This is a genomic window from Dactylosporangium sp. NPDC006015 (assembly GCF_040614215.1).
Lineage (GTDB): Bacteria > Actinomycetota > Actinomycetes > Mycobacteriales > Micromonosporaceae > Dactylosporangium > Dactylosporangium maewongense.
This window is the reverse complement of the sequence record NZ_JBEXUD010000033.1, coordinates 35,011-46,240: the sequence shown is the minus strand read 5'-3', so window position 1 is coordinate 46,240 and position 11,230 is coordinate 35,011. Positions and strand designations below refer to the sequence as shown.

The following is an 11,230-nucleotide window of genomic DNA, read 5'->3' as shown; positions in this document are numbered from 1 at the left end:
GCGGCTACTCCTCGGTGACGATCATGCGGACCGGCGTCGGGTCGAAGCCGTTGCACGGGTTGTTGATCTGCGGGCAGTTCGACACCAGCACCAGCACGTCCATCTCAGCGCGCACCGCGACCCGCAGGCCGGGCGCGGAGATGCCGTCGACGATGCCGAGACTGCCGTCCGGGTCGACCGGCACGTTCATGTACCAGTTGATGTTGCTGACCAGGTCCCGTTTGCCGAGCCCCCACCGGGCGCCCTCGATGAGGAAGTTCTCCACGCAGGCGTGCTGGTGCTTGGTGTGCTGCCCGTAGCGCAGGGTGTTCGACTCCCGGCTGCAGGCGCCGCCGACGGTGTCGTGCCGGCCGACCTCGTCGCCGACGACGGTCATCAGCGCCCGGCCCTCGTTGGAGCGCAGCACGCTCCCGGTGGTCAGGAAGATGCCGCCCTGCGCGGCGATCGTGTCCGGCGCCGAATAGCGTTCGGCCGTGTCGTCGGCGTTGTAGAGCAGGCAGTCGACGGCCTGGTTGCCGTGCAGGTCCACGATAGTCAGGACCTGGCCGCGGCGCACGACCGCCGACCAGGGCGCGCGCGCCGCGACGGTCTCGTCCAGCACGATCCGGCCGGCGGCCGGCGCCGGTGCTGCGGTGACGGTCATGCGATCCCCCGGGAGGTCAGGTAGTCCGCGGTGTTGAGCAGCGCGCGCTCGCCCTCCGGCGACCGCGACCACAGCGCGTCCGCGGGCGCGGTGGGTGCGCCGGGCCGGGCCTGCACGCGGACGGGTGTGCAGGTGTACGCCTCCCGCGGGTCGAGCGGGTGCGGCACGTTGGCCAGCAGCACGATCAGCGGCAGCTCCGCCCGCAGCTCGACCGTCGCCCCGGGCCCGGCCGACCCGAGCCAGGTGAACGCGCCGTCGTCGCCGACGCGGACCCCCTGGAAGAACGAGATGCTCGGCGGCAGGTCCCGGCGGGTCAGGCCGTGCTTGGCGGCGGCCAGGACGAACAGCTCCCGCCCGGCCGGTGTCGCGGTGTGCGGCGCGCCGCCGCCGTACCTGCCGGTGTTGCTCGCGAGTGTCGAGGTGCCGCAGAAGGTGTCCGAACGGTCCGGGGCGCCGGCCGTCACCGAGGCCAGGACCCGCCCCTGGTCGGACAGCAGCAGGTGCCCTTCGCCGACGTACGCCTGCCACAGGACCTTGACCGTGTCGGCGACGTTGAGGCGCTCCCACGGCTCGTCGGCGTTGAACAGCAGCACCGACACGCAGGCGTCGCCGTGCAGGTCGGTCAGCTGCAGCGTGGTGCCGCGGGCGAGCCGCTTGCCGGCGTAGCCACCACCCGGGACCGTCTCGGCCCAGCTGAGGCCCTCACCGGCAGGGACGGTGGGCATGCACTCCACGACGGTGCCGCCCTGGGCGCGGGCGTGCGCCCGCGCTCCAGCGGTGGTCGCGGTGCTCATGCCGTCTCTCCGGCGACGACGGGTGCGGTGAAGGCCAGCTCCGGGTGCAAGGCGGCGACCTTGGCGCGGTGGCGCAGGAACGCGGCGGCACCGGCGAGCAGGGCGGCGCCGACGAACAGCAGCGGGAAGTAGTGCAGGTACCAGTGGGCGCCGGCCGGGTCGTACACCTCCTGCCGGGGCCAGCCGAGGTTCAGGATCATGCCGATGCCGTAGACGACGGCGAGGGCGTTGACGACGATGCCGAACTTCCCGAGGGAGAACAGCTTGCCGCCGCGCTCCGTGGCGGCGGCCTCCTCGCCGGCCGGCCAGCCCTTGCTGCGCCGGATCAGCAGCGGGATCGTCACCAGGGCGTAGGCGATGTACAGCATGACGATGCAGACGCTGGTCAGGGCGGTGAACAGGGCGGCCTGGCCGATGTTGACCAGCAGGACCGCGGCCGCGCCGACACCGACGACGATCGCCGGCCACGCCGGCGTCCCGGTGCGCGGGTTGACCTTGCTGAGCGCGCCGGAGAACGGCAGGACGCCGTCACGCGCCATCGAGAAGATCATCCGGCTGCCCGCGGTCTGGATCGCGAGGGTGCAGACCGCGACCGCGATCGCCACGTCGATCAGCAGGATCCGTCCGCCGGTCTCACCGAGGCGGCTCGTCAGCACGTACGGCAGGCCCTCGGTGGCCAGCCGGCCGTCGGTCAGGCTCGGTGCGGACATCAGCGCGACCAGCAGCATCAGGCCACCGCCGATGCCGGAGGCGGCGAGCGCCCGCAGGATCGTGCGTGGCGCGATGTGCCGCGGGTCGCGGGTCTCCTCGCTGAGCTCGCCGGCACTGTCGAAGCCGACCACCACGTACGCCGCCATGAGCGCCGACACCAGGAACGGCCCGACGTAGGACAGGCCGCTGCCCATCCCGCCGGTGTCGAATACCACGCCCGGCCCGCGCTCGATGTTGAACAGCAGCAGGATCACGACGGCCGCCACGCCGATGATCTCCAGGGTCACGCCGGCGCTGTTGACGATCGCCATGAGCCGCACGCCGATGACGTTCACCAGCGTGGTCAACGCGATCAGGATCGAGCCGAGGACGACGGCGTTGGTGGCGCCGCTGGTCGAGGTGAGCGCGGGGTCGCCGCCGACGAGCTGGAAGCCGGACCAGATCTGGGGGAGCACGACCTGCAGGGCGATCGCGGCGGCGGCGACCGTCACGATCTGCGCGACGATCATGACCCATCCGGCGAACCAGCCGACCGTGGCGTTCGACAGCCGCCGCGACCACTGGTAGATGCAGCCGGAGAGCGGGTAGCGGGCGGCGAGCTCGGCGAAGTTGAGCGCCACCATGAACTGGCCGGCGAAGACCAGCGGCCAGGTCCAGAAGAACGCCGGGCCGCCGAAGGAGAACCCGAAGGCGAAGAGCTGGAAGACCGTCGTGAGGATCGAGACGAACGAGAACCCGGCGGCGAACGACGCGTAGCTGCCGATGCTGCGGCGCAGCTCGGGCCGGTAGCCGAAGCCACGGAGATCCGCGGCGTCGGCTCGATCGCTCGCCGGTGGTGTCGCCAGGGTGGGGGTAGTGGACAAGACCGCCTCCTCGACGCAGGCGGCAGCGGGTCTGGGGGTCCCGCCGCCCGAATACCTGTCGAGTGACAGATTTCTCGACGTGAGATCGACAGGCGTTTCTCCGTCGTAAACGTTCGATTGCCGGACGTCTCGGCGCGGTTACGTCCCGCTCACATCGCTCCCGACCCCGGTTGCGTGCGACGATGCGAGCGTGAGCTCCGCACCTTCCGTCGGCCGTCCCCGCTCCGGCGCCCGGCGCCTGCCGGCCGGCACCGCCCGCGAGGAGATCCTCGACGCCGCGGCCGAGCTCTTCTCCGAACGCGGGTACGCCGCCACCTCGACCCGCATGATCGCCGAGATGGTCGGGGTGCGGCAGGCGTCGCTGTACTACCACTTCAGCACCAAGGAACAGATCCTCGCCGAGCTGCTCGAATCCACCGTCCGCCCGTCGCTGACCTACGCCGAGCAACTCGCCCAGCAGGCGCTGAGCCCCGCCGACGCCCTGCAGGCGCTCGTCCGCTACGACGTCGGGATCCTGCTCGGCGCACGATGGAACGTCGGCATCCTGTACGCCCTGCCGGAGATCGCGACCGAACCGTTCACCCGCTTCCGTGCCGAACGCGAGCAGCTCAGGTCCGCGTACCGCCGCCTGGTCGCCGCCGTCGCGGGCACCCCCGCGGCGGACGTGACCGGCGACCTGGTCTTCGGCATGGTGGAGAGCGTCATCGGCATGCGCCGCGACCTGCCGGCCCTGCCACCGCCGGACCAGCTCGGCCAGTCGGTCGCCGACGCGGCCCTGCGCCTCGCCGGCTCCCCTCGCTGACCGGCACCCACTTAATTCGCTGTGGCAGCTACTCGGCGTTGCCGGTGAGTGGGATGCGGCGACGCCGAGCAGCTCCGAAGCGGGTGGACGCCTCCCGCGCCTCGAACCGCTCCTGAGCGTCAAGGACCGCATCGGCGTACCGGCTGGCCCAGGCGCCCATTGCCTGCATCGGCTCCAGCAGCGCGTTGCCCGCTTCGGTGAGCGCGTAGTCCACACGGGGTGGCACTTCCGGGTACGGCCGGCGCTCCATCAGGCCGTTGTACTCCAGCCGGCGCAACGCGTCGTTGAGTACCTTGGGGCTGATCCCGCCGATCCGGGTGAGGAGTGCCGTCGGCCGCATCGGACCGTAAGCGGCGATGGTGAAGACCACGACGCTGTCCCAGCGGTTGGCGAGCACCTCGAATGCCACGCGGGCCCGGCAGTCGGAGGTGTAGTCGTCGAGCTGGTCGGCGGGATCACCCATGCGCCCATCCTGCCCGATGTATTGCACACCATACGGTGTGCATCGGCCTGCCTATCGTCCTGCACGGCTGCCTGAACCGAGCAGCCGCGGAGCGGGAAACGGAGCAGATGGATGAAAATCGGCATCCTCGGCACGGGCGGTATGGCGGCGGCACTTGGCGGCGCATGGACTGTGGCCGGACACGAGGTGGTGATCGGTGGCCGGAGTCAGGGGCGGGCGGAGCAGACCGCCAGACGCATCGGCGCCGCCGGGCATGGCAGCCTCGTGGACGCGGCGGGCCACGGCGATGCCGTCCTCGTCGCGGTTCCGGCGGCAGAGGCGCCGCAATTGGTGGGCAGCCTTGCCGGGAGCCTCGCCGGTCGGACGGTCATGGACTGCACCAACTCCCTCGTGCCGACCAGCGACGGGCTGATGCTCAACACCGGCGGCACGACGTCTGTGGCGCGGCAACTCGCCGGCGCCGCGCCCGGCGCGCACGTGGTCAAGGTGTTCAACCTCTGCCACGTCAGCATCTGGACACTGCGTCCGCCAACCTTCGAGGGCGTACCACTGGCCGTGCCCTACTGCGCGGACCACGCCGAGGCAGCCGCGGCGACGGAGACCCTGATCAGCTCGATCGGCTGCACGCCAGCGCCCTGCGGCGGGCTGGCACGAGCGGCCTACCTGGAGGCGGCAGCGGCGCTTGCGATCGGGCTGTGGTGGGCGGGCCAGCAGCCGCGCACCGCGTTCCCCCTTCCGGCTGAGGCGCCGCCTCGCTGAGGTCGCAGGGCGTGGGGCCGTGTCGTCAATCGGCGGAATCGGTCTTCGCTGCCGTGCTCTTCCTGCGCGCGCCTTCGCCGGAGTGGCTTGGCTTGTCGCTGTCGTCGCTGCCGGGCGGTTCGGGGAGGCGGGACGTCGCTTCGGCGTACTTGATGAGGAGGCGGGCGAACTCCAGCCGCTCGGCTTTCGGCCAGTCGCGGGTGATGTATTCGAACGCCTGCCGGTGCTGGTGGCGGAAGTGGTCGAGGAGCGCGTTGCCTTCGTCGGTCAGCTGGATGATGGTGCGTCTGCCGTCTCGTTGTGAGGCCGCGCGCACGAGGTAGCCGTGGGTGATGCAGTCGCTGGCCATACGGCTGGCCACGGAGGGGTCGACCATGAGGTGGTCGGCGAGGTTGCCGACGGTCATCTCCCGGCCGGCAAGCTGCGCTTCCTCGACGAGGTTGAGGACCAGGTTGCGGGTGAGGTCCTTACGGCCGCTCGGCGGGTCGACCGGGGCCTGCATGGTGCGTCGCCGCATCCGGGCGAACGCCCCGCCCACCGCATCCAACAGGTCCCGTTCTCGCTGTTCGAGCGCGCTTTCGCTGGTCACCGGCATAGCCTACGCGAGGAAGTGCCGGTGAGCACATGTGTGCACTGTTGCACATAATTGCTGAACCGCACTATTCTTCGGCTCGGCACGTTGTGAGCCAACTGCTCGAACAGTCCAGGAGACGAGGTACGGCATGGTTACCGCCATCACGAACGCGCGGGTGTTCGACGGTGAGAAGGTGCTCGAATCGGCAACGGTCGTCATCGACGGCACCCGGATCGCCGCGGTCGGCGGGGAACCGCCGGCCGCGGCAGAGATTGTCGACGCGTCCGGGGCGACGCTGCTGCCGGGCCTGATCGACGCGCACACCCACAGCTCCGATGAAGCGCTCGCCCTGGCGCTGCGGTTCGGCGTCACGACCGAGCTCGAGATGCAGGGCATGAACACGCGGCCCCACCGGTCGCACATCATCGGCGACGACACCCTCGCGGACGTGCGCTCCGCGGGCTTCGGCATCACCCCGCCCGGCGGTCACCCCAGCGAACTGTTCCCGGACGACTTCGACTTCGGCCCTGGACCCGGCGGCGACGACCAGCACGGTGGACACGACGGACCGGCGCCGTTGATGCCGTTCGCCACCACGCCGGAGGAAGCGGCCGGCTTCATTCCTCAGCTGATCGCGGCCGGCTCGGACTACATCAAGTTCATGGTCGACGACGGTTCCGTGGAAGGCCACCCCGGACTGCCGATGCTCGACCAGGCCACCCTCAACGCCGGCGTGGCCGAGGCGCGCCGGCACGGCATGCTCACCCTCGCCCACGCGCTCACGGTCGACGCGACCCGGATGGCGGTCGACGCCGGCATCCACGGTCTCGCCCACCTGTTCATGGACCAGCCACACACCGACGACGTCATCGAACGGATCGCCACTGCCGGCGTGTTCGTCGTCCCGTGCGTCGTACTGGACGCGTCCATGATGGGCATCACCGCATCAGCGCTGGCCGACGATCCCCGCGTCGCCGCCCGCCTCGGCGAGGCCTGGACGGACCTCCTCCGCGGCAGCTACAACCGGTATCCGCAGGGCAGGCTGGAGGACGTGTTGCACTCGGTCAAGGCACTGCACGACGCCGGCGTCGACATCCTCGTCGGAACCGACGCCGTCCCGTTCCCGCTGCCCTTCATGGCCGGAGTGGCACACGGTGCGAGCGTCCACCACGAGCTGCAGTACCTGGTCCGGGCCGGCCTCACCCCGCTCGAGGCGCTACGCGCGGCGACATCCACACCCGCTCGCCGCTTCGGACTCGACGACCGCGGGCGCATCGCCGCCGGCCTGCGCGCGGACCTGCTCCTCGTCGACGGCGACCCCACCACCCGGATCGGTGACACGCTGAACCTGCGTACGGTCTGGCGGCGCGGCACCCCCACCCAGCTCACGATCGACTGAACAAGGCTGGCGAGCCCGTGCTCGACGAGCGCCACGTCCTCGTCGCGCCGGCCGCCGACGGTGTGTCAGATCACGGCGAGCCGGTCCACCAGCAGCTGCACCCTCAGCTCGGCGTACTCGGGTAGCAGGCGGCCCGCGCGGGTCAGGGTCGCCAGGCCGTGCAGGGACGCCCAGAACACCTCGGTGAACAGCCCTGGGTCGACGCCGTCCCCGGCGACCTCGCTCAGGCTCTCCATCAGCGCGGCGAAGGCGTCCTTCAGTGGCTCGGGGGTGTCCTCCTGCGCGTACGTCAGGCCGCCGTCGAGCTGGAACAGGGCGTCGTAGACCGCGGGATTGTGCGCGGCGAAGTCGAGGTAGGCGCGGGCCAGGGCGGTGACCCGGGCGCGCGGGTCGTCCTCGGCGGAGGTCGCGGCCCGCATCGCCGCGGCCATCTCGGTGGCGCCTTCCAGGGCGACGGCGCCGATGATCTCCCGTTTGCCGCGGAAGTGGCTGTACAGGACGGGCTGGCTGTATTCGATGCGCTCGGCGAGCCGGCGGGTGGTGACCGCGTCCCAGCCCTGCTGCTCGGCGAGTTCGCGGGCGGTCGCCACGATGAGGCGCTCGCGGACCGCCTGCTCGCGCTGTTTGCGTTCCTGCGTCGACATGACCCGATCCTAGCACTGCTAGACAATCGAGCAGTGGCATTGCTAGCGTTGCTTCGTCAGCTAGCAGTGCTAGATTTCGGAGGGTCAGTCATGCTCAACGCACTTACGGTCGTCACCGTCGTCATCGTCGGGCTGATGGTGGGGGTGGAGTTCTCCGTCGCCTTCATCATGAGCCGGATTCTGGACGCACTTCCCGGGGACGCCGGCCAGCTCGGCCACGCCCACGGCGGCCGGATGCTCGGCGCCCTGATGCCGTTCTGGTACATCGGCTCGGTCCTGCTCAGTGCCGTCTGGGCCGCGGCCCGGTGGCAGGACCACGGCGCCGGACTCGTCGTCACCGCCGCCGGCCTTCTGATCGTCAGCGTGGTCATGTCGATCCTGCTGCTCGTCCCGATCAACAACCGGAACAAGACCTGGACCCCCGAGAACCGGCCCGCCGACTGGAAGCAGCAGCTGCAGAGGTGGAACCGCTACCACTACGTCCGCGTCGCCGTCATCGTCGCCGCCTTCGCCCTGCTGGTCGTCGCTCTCGTCTGATGCCGCCGCCCCCGGTCCCACGACTGCGATCCCGGCAACGCCCCTCGGTCAGGCCGCGATCCGCGCGGCCTGACCGGATCCCACCGTTTGACGGTCCGCGCGGCGCTGATCACCGCAGACAGCGGCCGCACCCTCGCGGGTTGTACCGTGCGCGGATGTCCCAGACATCGCGCACCCCGGTCGCCCTCGGGCTGACCGCGGTGGGGCTCGCCGTCCTCGGCCTGGCGGTCCTGCTCTACGGCACCTACGTCGGAGTCCGGGACACCCACGTGGTCCTGGCCCGGGACATCGGCGCCGACCTCCCCGCCGACGTGCTCGAGGACCTGCTCACCGCCACCGTGTTCGAGGCCATGCTGCCGGCGACCCTGCTGGTGGTGGGATTGCTCGTGAGCGCGGGGCTGGTGCTGGCGGGCCGTGACGCCGGGCGCGCCGCGCTCGTGTGGCTGTGCGGCGTCGGGTCCGTCGTGACCCTGGTGCAGTACGCCAATCGCGGGCGCCTGTTGGCCATCTGGGACTTCGAAGTGCGAATCGGCCTACCGGCGTGGGCCGGTGTGCTCGGCGTGCTGGTGGCCATGATCGCGCTGGCCGGGGCGACGGTCAGCCTCGGCGTCCCGGCCGCCCGCCAGGCGTTCGTGGCCGACGGCGTCGACCAGGCCGGCATCGCGCAGGCGGGCCGGGCCGGACCGCCGGCACCGTTGCGGGCGGCCGCGGCACGGTTCGCGGTGGGCGGCGTGCTCAGTCTTGCCGGGCCCGTCTACATCAACATCGACGACCTCGTGGACGGCGACCTGGCGGACCTCACCAGCGTTGCCGGTCTCATCTTCCTGGCCGGCACCGGCGCGATCGCTGTCGCGGCCGCCGGCGCGTGCTTCGCGGCGTGGGTCGCCGGGCGCGGCTGGCCGAGCGGGGCGCACACCGCCCGGATCGCCGGGGTACTGCTGCTGCTCCTGCAGGTGTTGTCCCTGTATTGGGCCACCCGCACCACCGCCACCGGCCTGCGCCTCGCCTTCATCGACAGCGACCTCAAGCTGACCGGCACCCTGATGCTCGTGACCGTCGTGGCCGGCATCGCGGCGACCCTCGGCGGGTTCGCCGGGCTGGCCGACCCGCGCAGCGAGCGGTTCCTGCGACCGGCCAGCCGCCCCTTGTATCAGAGTTCGCAGTCCTGGACGGCGGTCGATCCACGGCCCGCGGACGACCCGGCGCCGGCGGACGGCTACACCGTTCCTTCTTGACCTGCCGGGGGCGTGATCGTCCGGCTCGACGTCCACCTCGGCCGCCGTCGGCAACGCGGTCATGACACGGTGCCAGGTGTCATTCCGGGCCGGCCGGACGGCCGTTTGCGAACCTCCTGGCGGCCGAGTAGCCGCACGCGGTCCAGTGTCCGCGCGGTTCCTTGACGGTGCTCGAACTTGAATGCGCAATAGTTGCGAAGCGGACAAAGCTAAAGTTTTCCTTAATTCGGTCTTTACACGCGTAAAGCGAGCGGGCTAGGGTTTCCGGCAGTTGGTGCCGCTCCCGCGAAGTTCGCTGCGGCCGGCGTCGACCGCCGCCGCGAGGCCGGGTGCACTGCGCTTTGACCGCATTGCACGAAGCCGTCGTCCTGCTAGCGCCTCCGCCGCGGCCTCGCGCCCGTGCCCGGGTCGACCGGGCCGGCGACGGCCCTCGGCCGATCCCGGATTCGATGACGCACTCGTCGTGTGGCGCTACCGCGCGCTGCGTTCCTCGCATCCGATCCTGCCAGCAGTCCGAACACCTGAAGGAGATCCGATGCGTACCCGCAGGCCCGCAGCGTTGACCGCGCTGATGCTGGGCTGCTTGGCGCTCGTCGCCTCGGTCGGCGCGTGTGGTGCCGTCAAGCCGGGCCAGACGCAGCTCGTGGTCGAGATCTTCGGCGACATGGGCTACCGCGACCTGTACACCAAGTACGAGCAGAGCCATCCCGGCGTCAAGATCGTCGAGCACGTGGTCTCGTACGACGACCACCACAAGAACCTGCAGGCGCACCTGCTGGGCGGATCGGGAACCGGCGACATCGAGGCCATCGACGGCGGCTACATCTCGCAGTTCAAGGTCATGTCCGACAAGTTCGTCGACTTCCGCGACTACGGCGCCGACCCGGGCCAGTGGCTGGCGTGGAAGGCGCAGCAGGCGACCGGGCCCGACGGCAGCCTGATGGGGCTGGGAGCGGACGTCGGCGGCCTGGCGATGTGCTACCGCCGGGACCTGTTCGCGCAGGCCGGCCTGCCGACCGACCGCGACGAGGTGGCCGCGCTGTGGCCGGACTGGCAGTCGTACATCGCGACCGGCAAACGGTTCAAGGCCAACGCGCCCGACGGCGTCGCCTGGTTCGACTCCGGTTCCAACGTCTTCAACGCCATCATCAACCAGGCGCCGGTCGGCTACACCAACGCCGACAACGAGGTGGTGGTGGCGGACAATCCGGCCGTCAAGAAGGCGTTCGACCTCGCGGTCGAGGCCGTGCAGGCGGGCCAGTCGGCGAAGCTGGCGACGTTCAGCCAGCAGTGGAACGCCGGGTTCCAGCGGGGGTCGTTCGCCACCGTGGCCTGCCCGGCGTGGATGACCGACACCATCAAGCAGAACGCGCCGCAGACCAGCGGCAAGTGGGACATCGCCAAGGTCCCCGGCGGTAGCGGCAACTGGGGTGGGTCGTTCCTGACCGTGCCCAAGCAGAGCAAGCACCGCAAGGAGGCCGCCGAGCTCGCCAGGTTCCTGACCGCACCCGAGCAGGCGAGCTGGATCTTCCGCACCCAGGGCCACCTGCCCAGCCAGGCGGCGCTGTACGACGACCCCGCGGTGCTCGGCAACAGCAACGCGTTCTTCAACGACGCGCCCACCGGCCGGATCTTCACCGAGTCGGCGAGCACCCTGCGGCCGCAGTACCAGGGCCCCAAGGACGGCGACATCGGCCCGCTGATCGGCCTCGGGATCAACCGGGTCGACAAGGGCAAGCAGCGACCCGAACAGTCGTGGCGCCAGGTCCTCAAGGACGTCGCGAATGCCACCGAGCCGTAGAAAGG

At 70.7% G+C, this 11,230-nt stretch carries 11 protein-coding genes and 1 pseudogene; 6 read left to right on the top strand and 6 right to left on the bottom strand.

Annotated features, from left to right (window positions below; translation table 11 throughout):
- Positions 1-4: 4 nt before the first annotated feature.
- Genes ABZ321_RS40395 through ABZ321_RS40385 form a run of 3 tightly spaced genes read right to left on the bottom strand, consistent with a single transcriptional unit; the run spans position 5 to position 3,011 of the window.
- Entirely contained in the window at positions 5-643 is a 639-nt protein-coding gene (locus ABZ321_RS40395; protein WP_354900922.1) for an urea amidolyase associated protein UAAP2, read from the bottom strand.
- A complete protein-coding gene (locus ABZ321_RS40390; protein ID WP_354900920.1) occupies positions 640-1,437 on the bottom strand; it encodes an urea amidolyase associated protein UAAP1 in 798 nt (265 codons plus the stop codon). The genes ABZ321_RS40395 and ABZ321_RS40390 overlap by 4 nt, the downstream gene beginning before the upstream one ends.
- Complete coding sequence (locus tag ABZ321_RS40385) at positions 1,434-3,011, bottom strand: amino acid permease (protein ID WP_354900918.1); 1,578 nt, start codon at positions 3,009-3,011, stop codon at positions 1,434-1,436. The genes ABZ321_RS40390 and ABZ321_RS40385 overlap by 4 nt, the downstream gene beginning before the upstream one ends.
- A gap of 190 nt (positions 3,012-3,201) precedes the next feature.
- On the opposite strand from ABZ321_RS40385, the gene ABZ321_RS40380 reads away from it, so the two are divergent.
- Complete coding sequence (locus tag ABZ321_RS40380; protein ID WP_354900916.1) at positions 3,202-3,813, top strand: helix-turn-helix domain-containing protein; 612 nt, start codon at positions 3,202-3,204, stop codon at positions 3,811-3,813.
- A gap of 28 nt (positions 3,814-3,841) precedes the next feature.
- Here the strand turns inward: ABZ321_RS40380 and ABZ321_RS40375 are convergent, their stop codons facing one another.
- Complete coding sequence (locus ABZ321_RS40375; RefSeq protein ID WP_354900914.1) at positions 3,842-4,276, bottom strand: helix-turn-helix domain-containing protein; 435 nt, start codon at positions 4,274-4,276, stop codon at positions 3,842-3,844.
- A 108-nt stretch (positions 4,277-4,384) separates the two neighbouring features.
- Here ABZ321_RS40375 and ABZ321_RS40370 point away from each other — a divergent pair.
- Positions 4,385-5,035 (top strand): annotated as a pseudogene (locus ABZ321_RS40370) (NAD(P)-binding domain-containing protein); the annotation flags it as partial.
- 25 nt (positions 5,036-5,060) lie between these two features.
- On the opposite strand, the gene ABZ321_RS40365 reads toward ABZ321_RS40370, so the two are convergent.
- Entirely contained in the window at positions 5,061-5,624 is a 564-nt protein-coding gene (locus ABZ321_RS40365) for a MarR family winged helix-turn-helix transcriptional regulator (RefSeq protein ID WP_354900912.1), read from the bottom strand.
- Between the two features lie 133 nt (positions 5,625-5,757).
- On the opposite strand from ABZ321_RS40365, the gene ABZ321_RS40360 reads away from it, so the two are divergent.
- The gene (locus tag ABZ321_RS40360; protein ID WP_354900910.1) at positions 5,758-7,008 is read left to right on the top strand and encodes an amidohydrolase family protein; all 1,251 of its coding nucleotides are present in this window, start codon (positions 5,758-5,760) and stop codon (positions 7,006-7,008) included.
- A gap of 65 nt (positions 7,009-7,073) precedes the next feature.
- Here ABZ321_RS40360 and ABZ321_RS40355 read toward each other — a convergent pair whose 3' ends face one another.
- Positions 7,074-7,652, bottom strand: a complete 579-nt coding sequence (locus ABZ321_RS40355) for a TetR/AcrR family transcriptional regulator (RefSeq protein ID WP_344513834.1) — start codon at positions 7,650-7,652, stop codon at positions 7,074-7,076.
- Between the two features lie 90 nt (positions 7,653-7,742).
- On the opposite strand from ABZ321_RS40355, the gene ABZ321_RS40350 reads away from it, so the two are divergent.
- The 3 genes from ABZ321_RS40350 to ABZ321_RS40340 all read left to right on the top strand — a co-directional run bounded on the left by ABZ321_RS40350 (position 7,743) and on the right by ABZ321_RS40340 (position 11,225).
- The gene (locus ABZ321_RS40350; RefSeq protein WP_354900908.1) at positions 7,743-8,189 is read left to right on the top strand and encodes a DUF1772 domain-containing protein; all 447 of its coding nucleotides are present in this window, start codon (positions 7,743-7,745) and stop codon (positions 8,187-8,189) included.
- 155 nt (positions 8,190-8,344) lie between these two features.
- Positions 8,345-9,424, top strand: a complete 1,080-nt coding sequence (locus ABZ321_RS40345) for a hypothetical protein (RefSeq protein ID WP_354900906.1) — start codon at positions 8,345-8,347, stop codon at positions 9,422-9,424.
- Positions 9,425-9,959: 535 nt separating this feature from the next.
- Positions 9,960-11,225, top strand: coding sequence for an extracellular solute-binding protein (locus ABZ321_RS40340; protein WP_344513841.1), 1,266 nt, complete (start codon positions 9,960-9,962; stop codon positions 11,223-11,225).
- Positions 11,226-11,230: the final 5 nt, after the last annotated feature.